The sequence below is a fragment of the Pontimicrobium sp. MEBiC01747 genome, from assembly GCF_053601635.1.
Window position 1 is genome coordinate 1 of record NZ_JBSHNS010000488.1, and the last position, 24,307, is coordinate 24,307.

General features: G+C 32.6%; 21 protein-coding genes. 7 read left to right on the forward strand and 14 right to left on the reverse strand.

From position 1 onward, the window contains the following. Nucleotides 1-562 (reverse strand): Glu/Leu/Phe/Val dehydrogenase dimerization domain-containing protein (locus ACVC2P_RS16135; protein ID WP_452599485.1); only part of this gene is annotated, 562 nt, incomplete at its 3' end. 218 nt (nt 563-780) lie between these two features. On the opposite strand from ACVC2P_RS16135, the gene ACVC2P_RS16140 reads away from it, so the two are divergent. Beyond that, complete coding sequence (locus ACVC2P_RS16140; RefSeq protein WP_452599486.1) at nt 781-1,602, forward strand: THC0290_0291 family protein; 822 nt, start codon at nt 781-783, stop codon at nt 1,600-1,602. An 82-nt stretch (nt 1,603-1,684) separates the two neighbouring features. Here the strand turns inward: ACVC2P_RS16140 and ACVC2P_RS16145 are convergent, their stop codons facing one another. The 7 genes from ACVC2P_RS16145 to ACVC2P_RS16175 form a co-directional block, all read right to left on the reverse strand. Then, nucleotides 1,685-2,431 carry a succinate dehydrogenase/fumarate reductase iron-sulfur subunit gene (locus ACVC2P_RS16145; protein WP_452599487.1) on the reverse strand — a complete coding sequence of 249 codons (747 nt, stop codon included), beginning with the start codon at nt 2,429-2,431 and terminating at the stop codon, nt 1,685-1,687. 10 nt (nt 2,432-2,441) lie between these two features. After that, nucleotides 2,442-4,454 (reverse strand): fumarate reductase/succinate dehydrogenase flavoprotein subunit, encoded by a 2,013-nt coding sequence (locus tag ACVC2P_RS16150; RefSeq protein WP_452599488.1) that lies wholly within the window; start codon nt 4,452-4,454, stop codon nt 2,442-2,444. 14 nt (nt 4,455-4,468) lie between these two features. After that, complete coding sequence (locus tag ACVC2P_RS16155; protein WP_452599489.1) at nt 4,469-5,155, reverse strand: succinate dehydrogenase cytochrome b subunit; 687 nt, start codon at nt 5,153-5,155, stop codon at nt 4,469-4,471. Between the two features lie 284 nt (nt 5,156-5,439). After that, a complete protein-coding gene (locus tag ACVC2P_RS16160) occupies nt 5,440-6,675 on the reverse strand; it encodes a hypothetical protein (RefSeq protein WP_452599490.1) in 1,236 nt (411 codons plus the stop codon). Between the two features lie 123 nt (nt 6,676-6,798). After that, a complete protein-coding gene (locus ACVC2P_RS16165) occupies nt 6,799-7,683 on the reverse strand; it encodes a hypothetical protein (RefSeq protein ID WP_452599491.1) in 885 nt (294 codons plus the stop codon). Nucleotides 7,684-7,798: 115 nt separating this feature from the next. After that, a complete protein-coding gene (locus tag ACVC2P_RS16170; RefSeq protein ID WP_452599492.1) occupies nt 7,799-8,494 on the reverse strand; it encodes an alpha/beta fold hydrolase in 696 nt (231 codons plus the stop codon). A 26-nt stretch (nt 8,495-8,520) separates the two neighbouring features. Further along, a complete protein-coding gene (locus ACVC2P_RS16175) occupies nt 8,521-11,370 on the reverse strand; it encodes a WD40/YVTN/BNR-like repeat-containing protein (protein ID WP_452599493.1) in 2,850 nt (949 codons plus the stop codon). Nucleotides 11,371-11,577: 207 nt separating this feature from the next. On the opposite strand from ACVC2P_RS16175, the gene ACVC2P_RS16180 reads away from it, so the two are divergent. Both ACVC2P_RS16180 and ACVC2P_RS16185 read left to right on the forward strand, forming a co-directional pair. After that, on the forward strand, nt 11,578-12,162 hold the full coding sequence (locus tag ACVC2P_RS16180) for a Crp/Fnr family transcriptional regulator (RefSeq protein WP_452599494.1): 585 nt from the start codon (nt 11,578-11,580) through the stop codon (nt 12,160-12,162). Between the two features lie 110 nt (nt 12,163-12,272). Further along, nucleotides 12,273-13,565 carry an aminopeptidase P family protein gene (locus ACVC2P_RS16185; RefSeq protein ID WP_452599495.1) on the forward strand — a complete coding sequence of 431 codons (1,293 nt, stop codon included), beginning with the start codon at nt 12,273-12,275 and terminating at the stop codon, nt 13,563-13,565. Between the two features lie 83 nt (nt 13,566-13,648). Here the strand turns inward: ACVC2P_RS16185 and ACVC2P_RS16190 are convergent, their stop codons facing one another. Further along, nucleotides 13,649-14,986, reverse strand: coding sequence for an aspartate kinase (locus ACVC2P_RS16190; RefSeq protein WP_452599496.1), 1,338 nt, complete (start codon nt 14,984-14,986; stop codon nt 13,649-13,651). A 304-nt stretch (nt 14,987-15,290) separates the two neighbouring features. Here ACVC2P_RS16190 and ACVC2P_RS16195 point away from each other — a divergent pair, with 304 nt between their 5' ends. Continuing rightward, on the forward strand, nt 15,291-15,938 hold the full coding sequence (locus ACVC2P_RS16195; protein ID WP_452599497.1) for a hypothetical protein: 648 nt from the start codon (nt 15,291-15,293) through the stop codon (nt 15,936-15,938). Nucleotides 15,939-16,162: 224 nt separating this feature from the next. Beyond that, on the forward strand, nt 16,163-17,476 hold the full coding sequence (locus ACVC2P_RS16200) for an APC family permease (RefSeq protein WP_452599498.1): 1,314 nt from the start codon (nt 16,163-16,165) through the stop codon (nt 17,474-17,476). Nucleotides 17,477-17,581: 105 nt separating this feature from the next. Here ACVC2P_RS16200 and ACVC2P_RS16205 read toward each other — a convergent pair whose 3' ends face one another. Further along, nucleotides 17,582-19,477, reverse strand: a complete 1,896-nt coding sequence (locus tag ACVC2P_RS16205) for a flavin monoamine oxidase family protein (RefSeq protein ID WP_452599499.1) — start codon at nt 19,475-19,477, stop codon at nt 17,582-17,584. A gap of 205 nt (nt 19,478-19,682) precedes the next feature. Here ACVC2P_RS16205 and ACVC2P_RS16210 point away from each other — a divergent pair, with 205 nt between their 5' ends. Continuing rightward, the gene (locus ACVC2P_RS16210) at nt 19,683-20,054 is read left to right on the forward strand and encodes a nuclear transport factor 2 family protein (RefSeq protein WP_452599500.1); all 372 of its coding nucleotides are present in this window, start codon (nt 19,683-19,685) and stop codon (nt 20,052-20,054) included. 72 nt (nt 20,055-20,126) lie between these two features. On the opposite strand, the gene ACVC2P_RS16215 is transcribed toward ACVC2P_RS16210, so the two are convergent. The 4 genes from ACVC2P_RS16215 to brnQ form a co-directional block, all read right to left on the reverse strand. After that, on the reverse strand, nt 20,127-20,507 hold the full coding sequence (locus ACVC2P_RS16215) for a cupredoxin domain-containing protein (protein ID WP_452599501.1): 381 nt from the start codon (nt 20,505-20,507) through the stop codon (nt 20,127-20,129). Between the two features lie 60 nt (nt 20,508-20,567). Then, nucleotides 20,568-21,125: a carboxymuconolactone decarboxylase family protein gene (locus ACVC2P_RS16220; protein WP_452599502.1), complete on the reverse strand. Its 558-nt coding sequence runs from the start codon at nt 21,123-21,125 to the stop codon at nt 20,568-20,570. Between the two features lie 424 nt (nt 21,126-21,549). Next, nucleotides 21,550-22,389: a helix-turn-helix domain-containing protein gene (locus ACVC2P_RS16225; RefSeq protein ID WP_452599503.1), complete on the reverse strand. Its 840-nt coding sequence runs from the start codon at nt 22,387-22,389 to the stop codon at nt 21,550-21,552. Nucleotides 22,390-22,396: 7 nt separating this feature from the next. Next, nucleotides 22,397-23,701 carry a branched-chain amino acid transport system II carrier protein gene (gene brnQ, locus ACVC2P_RS16230; RefSeq protein WP_452599504.1) on the reverse strand — a complete coding sequence of 435 codons (1,305 nt, stop codon included), beginning with the start codon at nt 23,699-23,701 and terminating at the stop codon, nt 22,397-22,399. Between the two features lie 64 nt (nt 23,702-23,765). Between brnQ and ACVC2P_RS16235 the strand changes: the two genes are divergently transcribed. Further along, on the forward strand, nt 23,766-24,307 hold a 542-nt coding region (locus ACVC2P_RS16235), incomplete at its 3' end, for an alpha/beta fold hydrolase (protein WP_452599505.1).

A 24,307-nucleotide genomic window follows, 5' to 3' on the forward strand; every position in this document is an offset into this window, starting at 1 on the left:
ACTCATTACGTAATCTTTTATATTGTCCAAACATGTAACCTATTTCTCGCCCTCCAACTCCAATATCTCCAGCTGGTACATCTGTGTTTGCACCTATGTGTCTAAATAACTCACTCATAAATGACTGACAGAAACGCATCACTTCGTTATCACTTTTTCCCTTTGGGTTAAAGTCACTTCCTCCTTTTCCTCCACCCATTGGTAGAGTTGTTAAACTATTTTTAAATACTTGTTCAAAACCTAAAAACTTAAGAATACTTAAGTTTACTGATGGATGAAAACGTAACCCTCCTTTGTAAGGTCCAATTGCAGAATTAAATTCTACTCTAAAAGCTCTGTTTACTTGAGTATTACCATTATCATCTATCCACGGTACTCTAAATATTATTGTACGCTCAGGCTCAACCATACGCTCTAATAACATCTTACCTTGATATTTTGGATTATCTTCAATAAATGGGATTACAGTCTCTGCAACCTCATGAACTGCTTGTAAGAATTCTGGTTCGTTTCCATTTTTTTCTTTTACAAGATCTAAAAATGATTCTATCTTATTTTTCATTTACTTATATGATTATAAATATGATGTATATTATTTTAATACAAATATACATTATCTTTAAAAATTACATTCTTTTTTTTTTAAATTCGCAAAAGTTAATTTTATTGTTAAATAAAATAAAATCAGAAAGAACCGATGCATTTTGTCTATAAAATTTGCTGGTTTATCGGGTTTTTATATATTTGTTTAATTATAAGCCTCTAAATTTGAACCATATCATGCTTAAAGCAAAACAATTAGCATTGCTATTTTTAATCTCCCTAGCCTCCCAAGCTGCTTTTTCTCAGTTAGGGTTTTCTCACGAAATAGGGGTAATAACGGGACCTGTAGCATTTCAATCCGATTTTGGAGTTCGTAATGACTTTGAAACAAACAAAGGAAACACAGGTATAGGAGTTGGTATTGTACACTATATTAACTTTGCATACAGAGCAGATTGTAATTGTTATACTACTGATAACTTTTTTAATGATCACTTTAAACTTAGAACCGAAATATCTTGGAATAAAACAAAATTAAACCATTTTGGTAAATGGGTTGATGACTCTAGAGGTACTGTTGAAGCTGATCAATTAAGAGGACATGAAGGCGAAGCTAATAATTTTGACATTGGTATGCAGTTAGAATTCTTTCCTTTAAGTATTCGTTCATTTCAAGCATTCGGGTATAAGTTTGCACCTTTTGTAAGTCTAGGAGCTCACTATGTATCTTACAATCCTAAAGTAGCTACTTCTTATGGAAATGGAGACCCAGATAATTTTGCTAACTTCTACAATCCTTGGTATAATACACATCCACAAAACACAATAAATAGTAACTTTCCAGAACCTATAAATGTTGAGTCTGGTAGTACGTGGTCTATAGTATCTAGTGTTGGTGTAAGATATAAAGTAGCACCTCTTGCAGATGTAATGGTAGACTTAAGATGGCAATATTACTTTAGCGACTGGGTCGATGGATTAAATCACCAATTAGATTCTAATAAAAACAATGATTGGTTAGTTTGGTTTAATGTTGGATATATATACTACTTAGATTAAACTAAAAAACGTTTTATAATAAAAAAGAGGATAAGTTTTAAAACTTATCCTCTTTTTTATGCTTAACAAATAATTATTACAACTATCCTTTTAAAGATGCTGTTAAGTATTCACGGTTCATTCTTGCAATGTTTTCTAACGAAATTCCTTTAGGACATTCTACTTCGCATGCTCCTGTATTTGTACAGTTACCAAATCCTTCTTCATCCATTTGTTTTACCATGTTTAAAACACGGTCTGTAGCTTCTACTTGCCCTTGTGGTAATAATGCAAATTGAGAGACTTTAGCCCCTACAAATAGCATTGCGCTAGAGTTTTTACAAGATGCTACACAAGCTCCACAACCAATACATGTAGCTGCTTCAAATGCTTTATCTGCATCTGCCTTATTAACAGGTATAGCATTTGCATCTATTGTGTTACCTGAAGTATTTACAGATATAAACCCTCCTGCGTGTTGAATACGATCAAAAGCACCTCTGTCTACAACTAAGTCTTTTATTACAGGAAATGCTTTTGCTCTAAATGGCTCTATATAAATAGTATCGCCATCTTTAAACATACGCATGTGTAACTGGCATGTTGTAACACCTCTATCTGGTCCATGTGCTTCTCCATTAATATATAGAGAACACATACCACAAATTCCTTCACGACAATCGTGATCGAATGCTACAGGTTCGTCTCCTTCGTTTATAAGTTGCTCGTTTAAAACGTCTAACATCTCAAGGAAAGACATATCTGGAGATACATCGCTGATTTTATAATCAACCATTTTCCCTTTATCGTTAGCGTTTTTCTGACGCCATATTTTTAACGTTAAATTCATAGTCTTCCTTTTATTTATAACTTCTTTGTTTTAATTCTATATCCTTGAATTCTAATTGCTCTTTATGTAAAACAGCGTCACTAGGTTCTCCTTTATACTCCCATGCTGCTACGTAAGCAAAATCTTCATCATTACGTAAAGCTTCTCCTTTTTGTTCTCCATCTAACTCCACAGAATCCTCTCTAAAGTGACCACCGCAAGATTCTTCTCTGTTTAATGCATCTTTAGCAAATAATTCTCCTAATTCTAAGAAATCTGCTACACGTCCAGCTTTTGCTAATTCTTCGTTTAACTCATCGCTAGAACCTGGTACTTTTACTTCTTTCCAGAATTGTTCTCTTAATGCTTTTATTTCCTGAATCGCTTCAGTTAATCCTTTTACATTTCTAGACATCCCTACTTTATTCCACATAATCTTTCCTAACTTCTTATGGAAATAATCTACAGAATGAGATCCTTCATTATTAATAAAGAAATCAATTTTTGCTCTTACTTCTTTTTCTGCTTCTTCAAATTCTTTCGAATCGGTAGAAATTGGCCCAGTTCTAATATCATCAGATAAGTAATCTCCTATAGTATATGGTAATACAAAATAACCATCTGCTAGACCTTGCATTAATGCAGAAGCTCCTAGTCTATTTGCTCCGTGGTCTGAGAAGTTAGCTTCTCCAATACAATATAATCCTGGTACAGTAGTCATTAAGTTATAATCTACCCATACACCTCCCATTGTGTAATGAACTGCTGGATAAATCATCATTGGTGTTTCGTATGGGTTTTCGTCTACGATTTTCTCGTACATTTGAAATAAGTTTCCATACTTATTTTTCACGACTTCTTGCCCTAGCTTTTTAACAAGAGCGGCATCGTTTATATTTAACCCTTTAATTGTTGCTTGTTCTTTACCGTAACGCTGTATTGCTGAAGCAAAGTCTAAATAGACTGCTTCACCTGTTGCATTAACACCATAACCTGCATCACATCTTTCTTTTGCTGCACGTGAGGCTACATCACGAGGTACTAAGTTACCAAATGCTGGATAACGACGCTCTAAGTAATAATCTCTATCATCTTCAGCAATTTGTGTTGGTTTTAATGTTTTATTACGAATAGCCTCAACATCTTTAATGTTTTTAGGCACCCATATACGTCCATCATTTCTAAGAGATTCAGACATCAATGTTAATTTAGACTGATGGTCTCCAGAAACCGGAATACATGTTGGGTGAATTTGCGTATAACAAGGGTTTGCAAAGTAAGCACCACGTTTGTGCGCTTTCCATGCGGCTGTTACATTACTTCCCATCGCATTAGTTGATAAGAAGAATACATTACCATATCCTCCTGTTCCTAAAACTACTGCGTGTGCAGAATGACGTTCTATTTCTCCAGTGATTAGGTTACGTGTTATAATTCCACGAGCTTTTCCATCAACCTTTACAACATCAAGCATTTCATGACGGTTGTACATTTTTATTTTTCCACGACCTATTTGACGGTTCATGGCAGAATAAGCTCCTAATAATAATTGTTGTCCTGTTTGCCCTGCTGCGTAGAATGTTCTAGATACTAAAACCCCTCCAAACGAACGGTTATCTAACAACCCTCCATATTCACGAGCAAAAGGAACACCTTGCGCTACACATTGGTCTATAATATTTGCAGATACCTCAGCTAAACGGTATACATTTGCCTCACGAGAACGGTAATCTCCTCCTTTTACAGTATCGTAAAATAATCTGTAAGTAGAATCTCCATCTCCTTGGTAGTTTTTTGCTGCATTAATTCCCCCTTGTGCCGCAATAGAGTGCGCACGTCTTGGAGAATCTTGAAAACAAAATGCTTTTACGTTATATCCTAGTTCTGCTAAAGTAGCTGCTGCAGAACCTCCTGCTAATCCAGTACCAACAACGATAACATCTATGTTTCTTTTGTTAGCTGGATTTACAAGATCAATTTTATTTTTATAATTAGTCCATTTGTCTGCTATTGGACCTTTTGGTGTTTTTGAATCTAAAGCCATATTGAACTTAATTATTAGTGATTAAAATGATGAAATAATGCAATAATTATAAACCCTACAGGAATTCCAATTGCATAAATTTTGCTAAACCCTTTTAATCCTTTAGTATATTTATTGTTTGCTCCTACAGACTGAAATGCCGAGTTAAAACCGTGTAATAAGTGTAATGCTAAGAATACAAACCCTAAAACATATAACGCTACACGCCACATAGGTTGAAATTTATGAACTAACTCTTCATAATACCTAAATCCACTTGTTGCATCTTCTGGGTTTATTAATCCAGACATGTCGCCTGCAACAAATTTTGTATTCAATTCTGGAATCCAAAAATCTATAAAATGAATAATCATAAAGACTAATATAAAGCCTCCACTCCAAATCATATTTCTACTCATCCAAGAAGAGTTTGCACCTCCATTATTTTTAGCATAACTAACTTGTCTTGCTTTATTATTTCTAATTTCTAAAACAAACCCCATTACAAAGTGAAAAACCACTCCAAATATTAGTATGGGTTGCAATATGTATTGAACAGCCCAAAACGTACCCATGAAGTGAGATGCTTCGTTAAAAGTATCTGGACTGAATACCGATAGAATGTTAATTGCAAAATGTTGAAGTAAAAAAAACATTAGAAAGAGTGCCGAAAGTGCCATGGCAAACTTTCTTCCTATTGAAGAATTTAAAATTCCGCTCATTATTTTTGTTGTTAAGTATAGTGTTCAACAAAGATAACGCTCGTTAGTTAGTATCACAAATTTATACTATGCTTTTGCTCACTATTTAGAATCGGTTTAAGTTAAGCTTCTAAAATTATTGTTTTTGTTTAAGCTTCTTACTTACCTTTTTCAACATCAATGCTTTAAAAATAAATAATCAAAAACTGCTCTAAAGCCTATTGTATACAATAGAACTAAACACACATGCCACACATTACCAACAACTTACAAAACAAGAAGTAGCTTAAACATTATAGCTCGTATTAAAAATTAAATCTTGGATTTACAACTGTATTATAAATAGAACCAAAAGAATAACTAAAACCTATACTTACAAAATAATTATACCCAGACTGTAATTGCTGTTGTTGTAATAGCAACTCTTCTAAAGACACATCTCCAGCTGGTAAATTAATTTGGTTTCTTGTAATTCTATAATTACCACTTACGTCAAAATTAAACCCTTTAAAAATTCTAATATTAGCACCTAAAAAAAACCCTAACGAATTTAATGTAGTATCGTGTAAATACTGATTAAAAGAGGCTTCTCCATTAATATTCCCCCATTCTTGCCTTACAACACCTCCTAACAAAACATTATGCTCCCATAAATGTTCTTCATTTTTTCCAAAAACAGAACGCTCAATATATTTGTTATACACAACTCCGTTTCTGTATGATAATGTTAGTTGCTTTTTAGCAGATTCGTCATATTTAAAGAAATTATACTCTATAGCTGGTTTAAAAGACCAATACAGGTCTCTATTAGAAAATGTAGAGGAACCAAGACTTCCAAATGCTCCAGCAGACCAATGGTTATTTAAACTAATAACATCGTTTACGTTTAAAAACTTATTATTGTTAATAGCCACAATGTCTTCATCATCGAAAGTAAATACCGATTTATTTTCTCCAAAGCCCATTCGTAATGAGAATTTATTTTTCTCTGTTACTCTTCGTGCAGACACATTAAAGTTTAAGTTACTACTTCGGTTAGATTCTTGCCCATTAAAAAAACCTCTAGCTCCTATTCTAAATAACCAATAGTTCCATGGGTCTTTAACTTCAGCAGTATCACTTTCTGCACTAGGTGTTGGTACGCTTACACTTACCTCATCTATAGCCCCTTTTGCAATCCAAAAGCGAACTAAACCCAATTTAATGTTTTTAAGAATTCTTTTTCTAACATCATCACTAGTCATGTTAGCATCGGTAGAGAATTCAATTTTATAATTTATATCTGCTAATTCTTCTTTCCCTATAAAGTCAATTTCATAGCTACGCCCACCGCTTCCGTTTCTTTGAGAGACAAAAAATAAATGTACATCTCCAAGGCTTTGATCTCTTACAAACTCCACCTTTCCAAGGTTTTGTTTAATATATGTATTATCGCATATATTACAGTCTAAAAATATCTTTAATTCTTTGTTTTTTGTGTCTTGAGTGAAACTTTTAAACACAGAGAATAGCGCAAGTAAAACGATTACAAGTTTTTGCATGATGATTTGATTGATGATTTAATTAGGAGACCAATATAGTCATCAACAAAACGCAAACTTTACGCCTTTAGTTTATTTTAACAGAAAAAAAACAGGATTTAGAATAACTCTAAATAACTTTATTTAATTAGAAATTGTTGGTATCAACCCTCTAATACCCATATCTACAACTTGTTCACCTGCAGCTGGTTCATACTTTCCATCTTCAGTAACTTCTGTCCATTCAAAACTATTATTTACAGAAAAAGACAAAACAACCTCTATGTCTTCTGTTTCTTCTCCCGTTACAGTAAAAGTGTTCTCAAATTGCCCTGTTACTACACAGGATCCATCTGGTATTGGAGAGGTATCAAATAATGGATTTGGCACTGTAGTTGCCCCTACTGGCGCTTGCCCTTGTGTTGTAATCCCCATAGTTTCAAAAGCCCAAAAACCTTGTAATTTATTATCATTTACTTCTAATGCGCTTCCATTTAAATCGAATGTAGTTATATAATTATTATATCCTACAAAACTTGCCAATGTACCTGTATAGTCATTTCCATCAGCTGCCAAAAAGTCTATTGCTCCTTCTTGATACGATAGTGATATACGCACCCAATTGTAATCTCCTACAGATAATTGACTTAAAGGTATACTTACATAAGTTTCATTATCTCCTGCAAATGATGCATTTTGAAAATCTATAGCTAAATCCCCTCCAGCTTCAGTTTCTACTCCCGAAAAGAGTACAGCACCTTCTCCTAATAGTGTTGTTGTATTTGGTGAAAACTCTATATAGTTAGCACTCATTTTGCTTATTACAGGAGATTGCGCTGCATTACCAGATGGAATTGTTGAGGGTTCTCCTAAATTGTTTAATCGCTCTTGAGTTGGATCGAACTTAAATTTTATAATAAGATTTGCTGGTGGTTCTGGAATAACCTCATTTAAAGACTCATCATTATCCACAACACATGATGTTAGCGTAATTACTAATAATATTACAGCAAGTTTTAAGTATTTCATTATTTTAAAATTTTATTCAATGACTAATATATGCTAAAATAGTATTTAATTTTCTCAAAAAAAATGAGAACCAAATAGATAACGCATAAATTCAGGTTATATTCTTGACTGAATTTTAATTAAAAAACTCTCGAATTGAATCTTGTATTATTTCTGGTGATTCCAAAGGCAACATATGGCCACTATTATCCACAATAGTTAATGTAGCATTTGGCATTTTACTCTGCATTTTTCTCACTGCACTTATAGGCACTAATTTATCTTCTACAGACGCAATTATATGTATCGGGTTTTCTAAACTTGCTAACTGCCCCAACAAAGAAACTCGTTGAGATGTTGCTTTAAGCTGTTTAATTAACACCTCTTTTCCTAAAGTCGCATCCATTTGTTTAATAATTTGAATAAGCTCCTTATTTTGGTAATTTTTTGGATGTAAAAACTGTAATACTCTTGTTTTAGAAATACCGCTATATTTATGAGTCTCCAAAAACTCTATAGTATTTTTTCGTAATTGCAATTCCTCTTTACTTAATCCATTAGCCGAAACCGCAATAATCATAAGTTTTGCTATTCTTTTTGGGTAAGTTATTGCAAAATGTAATGCAGCATACCCACCCATAGAAAAGGCTACAACAAAAGCATTTTTGCTTAAAATACTATCTAGCATCGCATCTATTTCTATAAACGACGTCGCTAAAGTAGTATCTACATACATGCAATTGTAAGTAGACAAATTAGATTGAACTTTACTCCAAAGTTCTGGAGTACACATAGTACCTGATATAAAATAAAGCTTTGGCTTACTATTCATTAATTAAAAATGACTACAGTAAAAAATTATTTTATTATTAAATCTGTGTTTCTTTTTAATTTAGCACTAGATATTTCTACAGTATAATTCCCTTTTGGCAAGTAATACTTTCCGTTTTTAGCTTTATTAATGTCTATACTTGTATTTTCTTTCAATAGTTTTTTTCTTCCTTTTTCAGAAATAGTTAAATCGTAATCTACATAATTAAAACCTTTACTAACGTCTACTTCAATTGTATTTAAAAGTGTATTTTGACTTGAACGGATTTGCACAGTTTGCTTACCTGATTTAGCAGAATAAAATTTAATTGTTGCTGAAGGTTCATAAGGTTTTAACCACTTACTCCAAGAGCTTCCCCAACGCGACGAATACCGAATTTTATTTATATCAAAAAACACGATTTCGTTAGTATTTGTTAATATATTTTTATGTTGTAATGGAGCTATGTTGGCTGTATATATACTACGCCCATGGGTTCCAATTAATAAATCGTTAGTAGCACTTTGTATTATCATATCGTGTACTGCAACCGCTGGCAAGCCATTAGAAAAGGCTTCCCAAGAACTGCCATTATTAAAGGAAACATACGCTCCGTTATCAGTTCCTAAATACAATAGTGCATCGTTTACAGGGTCTTCTCTTATAACATTTACTGGAGAATCTGGCACATTGTTATTAATTGCTTTCCAGTTTTTACCATAATCATCACTCATATATACATAAGCCGTAAAATCGTCCCATCTATAACCATTTAGGGTTACATACACTCTGTTTTTATGGTGTTTTGATGCTATTACTCTTGTTACCCATAAGTTTTCAGGGAAAGATGATGAGACATTTTCCCAACTTCCTCCAGAGTTTTTAGTAACTTGTACTAGACCATCATCTGTACCTACATATATAACTCCAAACTCAAAAGGCGATTCGCTAATACTAGTGATAGTACCATAAGCTACATTCCCTTTTTTACCTCCTTTGGTTAAATCTGGAGAAATAGCTTTCCAATTATCTCCTTTATCCATAGAACGCATTAACTTATTACCGCCTAGATATAAAATATCTTGATTATGCTTAGATAATTGTATTGGTGTTTGCCAATTAAATCTATATGGACTTTCGCCTAATTCATGTTTTGGTTGAATATATTTTTGCCTCCCTGTCTCTCTATTTATTCTGTAATAGTTTCCAAATTGGTAGCCTGTGTAAACAATGTCTGGGTTTCTTTCATCAATTTCTATTTGCATACCATCTCCACCCATAATACTCTTCCATGGGTATTGTCCGTTTTGGTGCCACGCTTTATTCTCTCTTGCATTATGTGGTCCAACCCAAACACCATTATCTTGCAATCCTCCATAAACATTATATGGGGTTTGATTGTCTACATTAATAGCATAAAATTGCCCAACCGATGGTGAGTTATTCTTTATCCAGTTTTCTCCGTCATCGTAAGAAATATTTACACCTCCATCGTTTCCATTTATTAAATGATTAGGGTTTTTAGGATTTATCCATAATGCATGATGATCGGCATGTACGTTTTCTTTACTTATTGAGGCAAATGTTTTTCCGCCATCTTTAGATTTTAAAATTGGTACACCGTAAACATATATATTATCTTTATTATTTGGAGCAACGTAGATATGTCCAAAATAATATCCGTAGCTGTAATACAGACCATCTAAATAATCATCATGTGTTTTTTTCCAAGTCTTTCCGCCATCTGTACTTTTATATATTTCGGCGCCAATTACTGGTGTATCAAACAGCATAGAGTTTGCATCTTCAAGATAGTTTGCTAGGTCAACGGGTTTTACGTTACCGCTCCTTACCATTTGTTTTACGTTTTCTGCTCGGTATTTTTCTTGAAATCCATTTTGTTTTAAAAACCTATTTAGCTTTTTATCTTCTAAATTTAAGAATTTAGAGACTCCCATGGTTTTAAAGTCTTCTTTAGTTAACCCTCTTTTTTCTTCTTTATCCGCTTCTGGCTCTCTTCTAAATTGACTGTCGTGAATTGCATAAATAGTAGTATCATCGTACATAGCAACACCTATTCTACCAACGCCTCCCCCTGTTGGAAAACCACTTTTTTTGGTAGATACGCGCTCCCATGTTTCTCCAGCATCGGTACTTTTAAAAATAGCTGAGTTATTACCACTTCCATTAAAATTCCAAGCTTTTCTATCTTTTGTCCACGATGTTGCAAACATCACATTATAATTATTAGGTGCGTGTTGTAAATCTATTACTCCACTAACTTCATCTACAAAGAGGGTTTGAGACCATGTTTTTCCACCATCTTTAGTTTTGTATATTCCACGTGCTTTATTTGGAGAGTACAAATGCCCTGTTACACCTACAACTAGCTCATTTGCATTATTAGGATTTATTAAAATTCTACCTATATGGTGAGAGTCCAACAACCCCATATTCTCCCACGTTTTTCCATTATCTGTAGATTTTAAAAGACCAATTCCTGCATACGATGATCGTGAGCTATTATTTTCTCCTGTACCAACCCAAATAGTCCTAGTTTTCCAATCTACAGCAATATCTCCAACATTTTGTGTTGGTGCTGAATCTAAAATTGGGGTAAATGTTGTACCGTTATTTACGGTATGCCAGACACCTCCCGATGCGTAGCCCACATAAAATTCGGTTTCATTTTCAGGGTTTACAGCTAAATCTGTAACACGTCCACTCATTACAGTTGGTCCTATATTTTTAAACGGAATGTTTTTTACTATAGATTGTTCTTGCAATGTTACTTTTTGCTGCAATGCTTCGGTCACTGTATTTGCTGAGGAAGTTATTTGCTGTGCATTAGATAATACTGCAATAGTAAATAGAAGTGTAAATAGGTTGGTTTTCATTAGTTTTTGTATTGTTTTATCTGTTTAGGGCGTAACATTATAATTAAGGCCCTTCATTTTTCAGGTTAATACTATTAAGGTATGAAAGGTAATTAAAAGTTATTTTAGTAACAAAGTTCCCTAGTTAAAAGACCTTTATTAGCCTAATAATTAACATTTATTGAATTTATATTTTTAAATTCGACATACGAAACTACAGTATATGTAATGACTATCTCAAAAGCACATTTAGCACTTTATTTAAAACAGGGGATTAAAAACAATGCTTTACAGGAACGTATTCCTTCAATTTTAGAGCATTTTTCTCTTCTAGAATTAAAGAAGCATTCTTTTTTTGTTGAAGAAGGGCAAATTTGCAAATACTTTTGCTACATAGAAACTGGAATTTTACAACATGCTATTAGGGTTTTAGACGAAGAAAAGACTACTTATTTAGCTTTAAAGAATTCGTTAACTTCTGCTTTAAACAGTTTTAAAAACCAAATTCCTTCTCGAAAAAGCATCCGTGCCTTAAGTGATTGTAAACTTTGGGTGATAGACTTAACTACGTTTAATGATTTAATTAAAAATAACCCTGCGTTTTATGCATTCTACTATAATTTAATTGAAAATCAGATTTTTCTAATTGACGATTATCGTATTGATTTACTCACTTTAACTCCCGAAGAGCGTTATAAAAAGCTATTACTTAATGAGCCCGAATTGCTTCAAAAAGTACCACTACACTATTTAGCTTCTTTTTTAGGAATTTCATCAAGGCACATGAGCAGAATTCGTAAAAACATAAAATAGTGCCAAATGGCTACCAGATTACACATGGTATTTAATTATTTTTGGGGAACATCAAAAAAAATAAATAATAAGAAATTCTCTTTTTAAGAGGACTAAAAATACATTTTCCAATGAAATATCATAAAATAGATCGCAACCTCTTCATTAAAAACCGTAAAAACTTTGCTGCAAAAATGCAACCCAATAGTATTGCTGTGTTTAACTCTAACGATATTTATCCTGTTAGTGCAGATAGTACATTACCTTTTGAGCAACACAGAGACATCTTTTATTTAAGTGGTGTAGATCAAGAAGAAAGTATATTAGTATTATTTCCAGATTGTCCAAATCCAAAACATCGAGAACTACTATTTTTAACAGAAACTAACGAGCATATTGCCATTTGGGAAGGCGAAAAACTAACTAAAGATGCAGCTTTTGAAACCAGTGGTATAAAAACCGTGTATTGGCTACAAGATTTACATAAGGTTATGGCAGAAATTATGTCGCAATGCGAAACAGTATATATTAATACTAACGAACATTATCGTGCTAATGTTGAAACTGAAACTCGAGAAGACCGCTTTACAAAATGGTTAAAAAATAAATATCCTGCGCATCGCGTAGCAAAAAGCAATCCTATTTTACAACGTTTACGCTCTGTAAAAGACCAAATAGAGTTAGATTTAATTCAAAATGCCTGCGATATTACTGAAAAAGGGTTTCGTAGAATTTTAAATTTTGTAAAACCAGATGTTTGGGAATTTGAAATTGAAGCCGAGTTTATGCACGAATTTTTAAGAAACCGTTCTAAAAAATTTGCTTACACACCTATTGTAGCTTCTGGTAATAATGCTAACGTATTGCATTATATAGAAAACAATCAGCAATGTAAGGCTGGCGATTTAATATTATTAGATGTCGGTGCCGAGTATGCTAATTATTCTAGCGATATGTCACGTACTATTCCTGTTTCTGGAACATTTACAGCTAGACAAAAGGATGTTTATAATGCAGTTAATAGAGTAAAAAATGCTGCAACCAAATTATTAACTCCAGGAACTATTTGGGCAGATTACCATGTAGAAGTTGGTAAATTAATGACGAGTGAATTATTAGGTTTAGGTTTAATTGATAAAGCCGATGTACAGAATGAAGATCCTAACTGGCCTGCTTATAAAAAGTATTTTATGCACGGAACCTCTCACCACATGGGCTTAGATACTCATGATTATGGTATTTTAACCGAACCTATGCAAGCCAACATGGTATTTACTGTAGAACCCGGCATTTATATTCCAGACGAAGGTTTTGGTATTCGTTTAGAGGATGATGTTGTTATACAGGAAAGCGGAGAGCCATTTAATTTAATGCGTAATATTCCTATTGAAGCAGATGAAATTGAAGAGCTTATGAATTCTTAAATAAAGAGTTTATAAAAAACATAAAAAAACAGGAGCTATATGCTCCTGTTTTTATTGCCTTAAATTCTTCTTTTTCATCATTTTTATATTGAAGCTAATACCGGTGGAAATGTTTCAAAAACATAGCGCTGTAGTTTTTGTAATGTTTCTAGTTTATCGCTAGTATTTACCAATAACGATATATTATTATTACTTCCGCCATAGGCTATCATTCTTACGTTTACATCTTGCAACACCTGAAATAAACTAGGTGTGTCTGGATGGTATATAATAGTATTGCCTACCAAACAAATAATACTCATATAGTCATCGACTTCTACAGTTGCAAACGTTTCAAGCTCAGCAACTATGGCTTCTAAATGGGTTACATCATCTATAGTTAAGGACACGGCTATTTCCGAAGTGGTTATCATATCTATAGACGTCTCAAACCTTTCAAAAATTTCGAACACCTTTTTAAGAAATCCATGCGCCAGCAACATTCTAGCCGATTTAATTTTAATTGCAGTAATATTATCTTTTGCGGCTATAGCTTTAATACCTTCTCCATGAATAGTATTAGTTATTAAAGTTCCATAAACTTCTGGAGCCATTGTGTTTTTTAAACGTACAGGAATGTCTAATGCACGAACAGGCATTACGGTTTGTGGGTGTAATATTTTAGCACCAAAATAAGCTAGTTCTGCTGCCTCATCAAACGATAAATTAGAGATTGCTTTAGTATTATTTACAAACCTTGGATCGTTATTATGAAATCCATCAATATCGGTCCATATTTGTACTTCTCTAGCTTCTAAAACTGCTCCTATTATTGTTGCTGTATAATCGCTTCCACCTCTATTTAAATTAGAGATTTCTCCATCTGCATCTAGCGAAATGAATCCTTGCGTTATATAAATATCTGCTTCTGGAACTGTTTTAAATAAACGATTAAGATTTTGTTTTATATAAAAATTATCTGGTTCATTATTTCTATCTACACGCATAAAATCTAATGCAGGTAGCAATACAGCATTTAAGCCTTCTTGCTGTAAAAAACGACTAAAAATAAAGGTGGATAATAATTCGCCTTGTGCTACAATGGTATTATGTAAAACTAATGTATGCAGTGTATTTACCGAGCGTTCTAATACATTAAATATAGCGTTTACATAACTAGTAACCTCTGCTTTTATAGTTTCGTTATTAAACAACTCGTTAAGGGTTATTGTATAAGATGCTCGCAACTTTTTAAGGCAAGCTAATGCGTTTTTTACTTCTGCTTGTTTAATGTTTTCCGATAGCTCTACAAGTGCGTTTGTAGTTCCAGACATTGCAGATAATACCACGACCTTTTTAGTAGTATCATTAATGATATTTTTTACAGTAATCATATTTTCTACAGATCCTACCGATGTTCCACCAAACTTTAATACTAACATATTTTATTATTTAATATACTGGATATATCAGTAGCGTCAACCTGAACTCGTTATAGCATCTCATATAAATTAATTAACCAAAATGAAACCTATGAGATTCTGACCTACTATAATCAGAAAGCTAAACAAGTTCAGATTGACGCACTGACTGTTTTAGAAGATAAAAGTACATTTAGTTCTTCCTTTATAATTAAAAATGAAAAAATTAGTCTAATTTTACACATCATGTTAATTATTTAACAATAAATAATGTGTAATTGTAGATCTAACTCTTTCATTAATGAAAGGTTAAACAATAATATTTATGAAGACAATTGCCTCTTGTGTAGAAGACATTTTAATTACCCAACCTTTTCTAGAAGAAGCTTTATCTAGAAGCATTATTAATTTTTCTGCCTTAGCCGAAGAGTTACAAACACCTGTAAGCAAAATGCTACGAAAACCTGTAAAAACAGGCGCCATAATGATGGCTTTACGGCGCTACAACCCACCTAAATACCTCCGCCATTCTAAAAAACTAAGGTCGGTTTTAAAAGATTTGGGAGATATTACTGTACGGTCTAATTTAATCGATTTTACTTTCGAAAACTCAAAAACCCTAATCCATAGCCATGCTAAAATATTAGAGAGTATTAATACAGAGGTATTTTATGGATTTTCAAGAGGTATTTTCGAAAGTAATCTTGTTATTTCTAGCTCAGAAAAACAAACCGTTTTAGAGGCTTTTAAAAACGAGACTAAAACTGGTTTACAAGAACAGCTTTCTGCTATTAGTATTCGTTTACCAAAAGACAATTCTAAAATATCTGGGCTATACTATCAAATTTTTAAACGGTTTGCATGGGAGGGTATTGCTATCTACGAAGTAATTTCTACAACCAATGAGTTTACTGTTTTGGTAGAAGACCACCTTGTAGATCAAGCGTTTTCTACTATAAAACGTTTGCATTAATCCTTTTATTAATAACTAATAATAGCTTATTTAAAATATATACATATACAACTTAGCAAAAAAACCTATAATTAACCTAACTTTCAAGTTCATAAAAATACTTAAAACATACTATTCGGTTTTTATTTGTTAATTTGGATATTTAACTACGTAACTATAAACATACTACAAAGACTTTATATCTCATTACAAGAAAAAACGAATAAAAATGATAATAACAACCAATGACTCAACATAGAAATAGAAATAAAAAATTAGGTCTAGCAGAATTAATAGCTATTGCTCTAGGCGGTATGGTTGGTGGTGGAATTTTTACTATTCTAGGTATTTCTGTATCAATGATTGGTAATTTAACCCCAATTGCAATTATTATTGGCGGATTAATTGCGGCATTAGCGGCATATTCTTATGTAAAACTAGGGTTATATTATCGGGATGAGGGTGCAACTTATTCTTTTTACAAAAGAACCTACCCAAACTCAAGGTTTTCAGCTTCTGCTATAGGTTGGTTTATTATTTTTGGCTACATAAGCACGCTTGCTCTGTATGCTTACACGTTTTCTTCTTATGCTATTAGTAGTTCTGATTTTGCAGATAATGTTTGGATTAGAAAAGCGATTGCAATTGGGGTTATTGGCATTTTTACCATTATAAATATATGGAGTGTTAACGGGATGGGAAAGATTGAAGACTTAATGGTCTACACAAAATTAATCATTTTAACCATTATTTCATTTGTTTTAATGCAACACGGAACAACCGATTTTGAAACATTTATTGACAATTTAGCTTTAGATACCAAAAACTCTAGTCTTTTTTCTATTCTTATTGTTGCTTCTATAACATTTGTTGCCTATGAAGGTTTTCAGCTAGTTATTAATGCTGTAAATGAAATGACTAAGCCAGAAAAAAACATTCCAAGAGCCATATATTCTGCAATTGCTTTAGCTATTTTAATTTATGTAATTATTTCAATTGGTGCCTTATTTGCAATTCCAACTGAAGATATTGTAAAAAACAAAGAGTATGCTCTTGCAGCTGGAGCTGGAGAAATATTAGGAGATTTAGGCACCTATCTTGTAATAATTGGTGCACTTTTAGCATCTAGTAGCGCCATTAGCGGTACAGTTTTTGGATCTTCAAGACAACTATCTGTAATAGCCAAAGATGGTTATTTCCCTAATTGGTTATCTATTAGAAAAAACAATAGCCCACAAAATGCTATTATTGGAATGGCTGTTATGGCTAGTCTTTTAATTCTTATTGGTGGGCTAGAATTAATACTAGAGTTTGGAAGTATTACCTTTCTTTTAGTATCATTATTAATGGCTGTTGCCAATTATAGAATAAGAACTAAAACTAATTCATCAAAACTATTAACAGTATTATCAATAATAGGTTTGGGTAGTGGTGGCATACTTATTTTATATTATGAGTTTACAACCAAATGGGAACAAATGATTGCTATAGTAGTCCTTTATGTTTTATTAGGTATTGGGGCTTGGTTCTATTCTAAGAAAGAAGAAAAAAACAAATAACATCTTACTAATTATAGTCTCTTTTAAAGGGTATAAAAATCAAAAAAACCACTTAACAGATGTTGTTAAATGGTTTTTTCTTTATGATAATAAAACTACTATTTATTAAATACCTTCTACCATTAAACGTGTATCTGGAAGATTTGCTAATGGTGCAATTTCTACATCTGGTTTTGCCATACGACTAATAACATTAATTGCTGCTGCTATCGCGCCTTCTTGCCAACCTGGCAAAGACGAGATTTGATCGCCTACAATAAAAAAACAAGGGTCATTATAAGTCTTATTCTTCTCATTATATATGCCAGTTCCTTGAGCAATAGCGTTAAATTGCCTTGTAGAATATTTAGAGTCTCCCACTGCTTGCCAATACGCCCAACCGCCTTTTATATGTGGCATGTTTTGCCATGCAATTGCCAAACCATCATCCAATCCTTCTGCAAATTTCTCATTAAATTTACTAGCATCTTTTCTCGCTTTGTCTAGCCTTTCACTTATTGGTAATTTTCCCCACTCGTTAGCTATTTTATCAAAATTGTAAGCTCCTGTTAAAACGCCTTTTTCATCTTGATATCCTGTAGACGGATACCAAATTTGTTGAATTTCGCTATCGGTCCATGAAATTCCCCCAAAGATAGGGACGACACCTATTTCAGATTTTTTAACGCCTCCTGCTTCTGGTTTTATCGAACTTCCTTGCCATAATTCTCTATTAGCCTGCCAACCAACTTTAGAGGTACTTGCTAAAAATTTTGGCACGTAACCATCTTCTCTCGCTTTGTAACCAGGAGCCTTAGTAGGAGTAAATTGCGCAACATAAACTGCTTCAAGCGCTTCTTTAAATCTATCTTCGAACCCAGTTTTCATAAGTTTGTCTGATACTATATTTTTTAAAAACGGCATTGCAAGATTACAAATACAATAATCTGCCTTATATTCTATTAAATCTTCTGTTCCTACTTGACTTACAAAGATTTTAAATTTCTGACTTTCCTCGCACCAGTCAATTTTTTTAACAGGGCTATTTAAATGAATATCGCCACCCAAAGCTGCTACTTGCTGTGTAAAAGCATGTTGTACTTGATCCATACCTCCTACTGGCTGAAATAGTGTTGGCTGCCATAAAAAATCTGCGGGTTGATAAAACTTAGTGCCTTCCCAAAATTTAGATTTCAATAAATTATCAAAACTCAGCACATCTGTCACAATCCCTGCTGCTACACCTGGTAGTACAGAATAACCTGCTCTTGTTTTACCGTTTTCAAAACCTACAGAACCAGCAGTAGCCTCATACTTTCCATTTGCATCAAGTTCCCCAAAACTAACCATTAAGCTCTGTAGCTCTTCTACACGAGTTTTTAAATCGTCTTTGCTAATATTCAATTCTGGGTCACTTAATAGTTTTTCTGCTTTACTATAAACTATTTGTGCTAACCAACCTCGTGTATTATGATCTAAATGACGATATACCATGGCCTCGCCACCAAAACTACTATCTTTTTGTACTAAGTTAGACTCTGAGTTCATAACGTAAACCTCAACATCTACAGAGAATTTTTTCAAATAATCTAATAACCGTTTATGGCTACTTGGTATTCTACCAGGTCCAGCATTAAGATAAGGTTCTGAGTCTCCTACTGGTCTTTTAAAGCGTACAACTTGTGTTTCTCCTGGGGTAGAGTTAAATAAATCGCTATTAATATCTTCTGTTAATGTATCTCCTGTTCGCAAGCTTAAACAACGCCCTCCTGTTCTGTTTAAGGCTTCTAATACCGTTACTTTTGCACCAGATTTTTGTGCTAATATCTCGTAAGCAGTGGTAAGTCCTCCAACTCCAGACCCTATAACAATAACGTCCTTTCCTTTTAGCTGACCTGGCTTTAATTGTATTGCTTGATCTGTAATTTGTTTTTGTCTACGTGTAGCTTTATCTAATGCAGCAAATGCAGATGCTTTTGGGTTGTTCTGCAAAAACTCTTTACGACTTTTATACTGTGTCATTTTAAATTTATTTTATTTGGTTATACATATTATGGGTTGATACCATAAAACTACTATATTCAAGTATTACCAAACAAGCGTATAAATACCCCTTTTTTACTATTAAGTATTTAAAAAAAATGAAATAACAGTAAAAAACAACTACATATAAAAATAATGCTTAGCTTTATTTTTCTTCTAAACTATTAAACCCATTTATTTCATTATGACAAAAAAAGAAATCGCTATTAAATACATAGATTATCTTGAAAAAGGTGACATTAAAAATGTAATTAATTTATTTAATACAGATGGAATAGTCGACTCCCCTCTGTATGGTATAAAAAAAGCAGATGAATTTTATTATGAGTTAAGTAGTGACACAACAAACTCTCAACTTCACTTATTAGGAATTTTCGAAGATGGTGAGTCTAATAATCTAGCGCTATACTTTACATACAAATGGACCTTAAAGAACAATGAAAGGGTTGAGTTTGATGTTGTAGATATTATAGAGTTTGATTTGGAAAATAAAATAAGCAAATTAAAAATTATTTACGATACTGTAATTGCTAGAACATTAAAGGAACAATTATAGCCTTTAAAAAGCAACAAAAAAAGCGAACTCCAATTAAAGAATTCGCTTTAAAATAATAAACTAAATAACTAACTACTCTACAGTTAATGTGTACTGTGGTGTTTTATTAAAAGGACAGAAATACTTATATGTTCCTTTTTTAAGTGTCACCGCTTTTGATGATTCTGTTTTACCATGCTTTACCATTTGAGATACATAAGCATCTGCTATGTGATTTTTTGGGTTAGTTCCATCTTTTCCATCTTGTATTAATACTAATCCAACTTCTGGTGCCGCATTGCTATTTGTTACATTAAAAACATAGGTTCCTTCAGATAATGTTAATCCTTTTTGAGTAAATTCTCCTTTTGTTTGTTCTAAAGCTACTGTTTTTACTGCTTTTTTCATTTTGTCTTGTGCCTGTGCAACAAATGTGAAGGCTACTAAAAATACTCCTAATACTAAATTTTTCATTGTTTTTGTTGTTTGTGTTCCCTTCAAATAGGGGTTTATTGATTATTGTTAATTATTATTTTATTGAGTTACTGTAAATTTACCTGCTTCTACAGATGGAAAATCTACTTCTGTTTCTGCGATGTGGTTAACATAGTTTGTTAATGTATTAGAAACCACATTTAATACAATTTCTAAAATATCGCCATCATTAAATCCTGCTGCTTTTACTTCTGCAATAGCTTCTGATGAGACTTGACCTCTATTTTCTGTTACTGCTTTTGCAAATTGTAATCCTGCCTGAGCTTTATCATCGTTTGCAAATCCTTGACGACTTTGTTCTGTCTGCTCTTCGCTTAAACCATTCATCTTTCCAATTGCCGTGTGCGCAGATAAGCAGTAATTGCAAGCATTACTTTCTGCTATTGCTAATGCCAATTGCTCTCTATATTTGTTAGAAAAATTTCCGCTTCCTGTTAATTCCCCTAAACTTAAATAGGTTTGTAATGTTGCTGGAGAGTTACCAAACACTTTAATTAAATTAGGTATAAAGCCTAGTTTACTTTGTACTGCATTAAATAATTCTTTCGATTTACCTGTTGTTGTTTCTGGGTTTAATGTTTCAATTCTTGTACTCATATTATTATTATTTTTACCTACTAGAATAGGTTTTTATTTATTAATTTATTTTCTATTTATTTTCTTTTGTGCATTCGCACATTTTTTGCTGTGGTTGTTTTTCGTTATAAACTTGATATCCCCAACAATTAGGACACTGATTTTTTTCTATTGCTTCCATTTTATGTTGTGTTTAATTGTTACTATTTAATTACACTGCAAAGATGCAACACGAATACACCTTAAAAAATGGACAAAAGTTCCTTATGCTTGGACTTGCCTAATTTTACTAGCATTTTTTTGCGTGAAGGATGGAAATGGCATCCTTTTTATACCCAAAAAGGGATAAAAAGATATATATGGACAGCCTGACCCTTGTGGTCACGCCTTAATAATTAATATAACATTGAGAATGATTAAAAGTATAAAATATAACTCGTACGCATTAATACTCTTTTCTAAACTGCAGTGGCGATTTTGAAGTTGCTTTTGTAAAAAATCGTGTAAAATAGGCAGAATCGTTAAAACCTAAACTATAGGCTATTTGTTTTACGGGTTCGTCTGTATAGATTAGTTGGCGCTTGGCTTCTAATACTATTCTGCTTTTAATAAAATCGCTAGGGGTTTGCGCTCCTACTTTTTGAAAGTTTTTGGTAAGCGATTTTGGAGACACACCTAAACGATTTGCATAATCGGTTACTGAATGTAGTGTTTTATAATTTTGCTCTACCAACACGCTAAAATCTTTAAAAAGTTTAGTTTCTACTGCATCTTTTATAGGATGATTCTCCTTTTTTATTCGTACCGAGTGTATAATAAACTGCTTTAAATAGGTTTGTAGCATATCGTACTGCGCAGTATTGTCGCTGTTAAACTCCTCTACTAAGCTTTCTAAAATAAAATTTAGTTTTTTAGTATCGTTTTCACAAGGTTTTACAAATGGGGTTTCGTAAACATTATTAAACAGTACGCCATTACAGGCTACAGCTTTATCATGGGTTTGTATGCAATAAAAATCGCGTACAAAAGTAAGTTTATAGGCTTCTTTTATTTTTTCGGAATCTACCGAAAATACTTGCCCTGGAGATAGAAAGAACAACACATTCTCGTTAAAAGTGTAACTTTTAAAGTCTATATTATAAGTTCCTCGGCCTTCTTTAATCCAATATATACTATAGGCGTCTATTTGCTCTGGCTTGTTTACAACACAAGCGTTTTCGAATTGAACAACGCTTAACGTAAATATATCTTTAAATGTATAGGTTGTAATGTCTTGAACTGCCATTGGTTTATTAAATAGATGCTGTTGGTTTAGTCGTAAATTTTTTAAAATTTAACACTAGAAACATAATTAAAGCTGGTAAAACCCAGCCAAAACTATATTTAGCTAAAGGAATACTATTTATAATTTCTTCTAAATACTCTGGATTTATTATAAATTTCAAGAAATCTGGAATACTAAACAAAAAAGTTACAATAACAACTCCTCTAAATACTAGTTTTGATGCATATTGCTCTGGCACAACGTTTAATAAAATTAAAACTATAGTTATTGGATAAATAAACATTAGTATTGGTAAGGCTATCATTATTATAGAATGAAAATTTAATTGCCCAATAACGACACCTACAACACATGCTATAACTGCTGTAATTGTATATACTATTTGAGAGTTATTTAATAAACCTTTAAAATAATCTGCTGTACCTGCTATTATACCAACAGCTGTTGTAAAACATGCTAAGGATATTAAAACACTTAATATAGTATTTCCAAAACTCCCTAATGATGCGATGCTTATTCCTCTTAATAAATTAGCCCTTTGCATATCGCTACTTAAAGCTGTATCTATATTTATTTCTGCTCCATAAAATGCGCCTACCGAAATTAACCCTGCATAAATAATAAATAATCCTAGCCCAGCTATAAAGCCCGATTTTTTAATGAGCGTTTTTCTATCTTCAAAAGAGTCTTCTTTTTTAAAATTTAAAGAGATAATTATAACTGCCCCAACTACTACTGCTCCAATAGCATCAAACGTTTGGTAACCTTCTAAAACACCACTTACAATTGGCGCTTCAAACGTTGCAGGATTCATTTCCATTGTACTAGAAAACAACCCTATTCCTATTACTAAAAGCAGAGCGATTACTATTAATGGGGTTAAAAATTTACCTATTAAATTTAATATTTTAGAACGATTTAAAACAAATACTAATACCAAAGTAAAATATATAGCGCTTGTAAGTAATGGGCTTGTCTCAAATACAGGATGAATGGCTATTTCATGTGTAGCAGATGCTGTTCTAGGAGATGGTATAGCTACAGATATAACATATACTATAACACAATAGACTAAACTAAAAATTGGAGATACTTTTTTACCAAAATCGAACATAGTACCTTGCAGTTTTGCATGTGCTAAAATGCCAAAAATAGGGATAACCACTGCTGTTAACATAAACCCTATTGTTACCCAAAACCAATCCTCTCCTGCGTTATAACCTAAAAGCGGAGGTAATAATAGATTACCAGCTCCAAAGAACATGGAAAACAATGCAAAACTCGTTACAAATAAATCTTTTCTTTTACTCATATTTTTTTAGTAAAAACTTGCTACTACATACTTAAACTTATATTTTGCCTAATATACTTTAAAAATGATTTTAGAATACAAAGGAATTAATATTTTTTATACCATTTCTGGTAAAGGCACTCCTATTGTTTTATTACATGGTTTTTTAGAAGATCATTCTATGTGGAATGATACCATTTCAGTTTTAGCTAAAAACCACAGTGTTATAGCCATAGATTTGTTAGGTCATGGAAAAACTAACTGTATAGGTTATATACACACTATGAGCGATATGGCAAACGCAGTAAAAGCTGTTTTAGATTATTTAAATTTAACAGATTATATTTTTGTAGGTCATTCTATGGGGGGCTATGTTGCTTTAAACTTTTCAAAACGTTTTACAAAAAACATAAAAGGTCTTTGTTTATTAAACTCTACTTATGAAGCTGATGATAACGAACGAAAACTATTAAGATCTCGTGCTAATAAAATGGTGCAAACTAATTTCGAGAATATGGTACGCATGTCTTTTGCAAACCTTTTTAGTACTGAAAGCAAGAAAGTGTATCAAACTGAATACAAAAATGCTATGCAAACCGCTCTAAAAACTTCCCTACAGGGGTATAT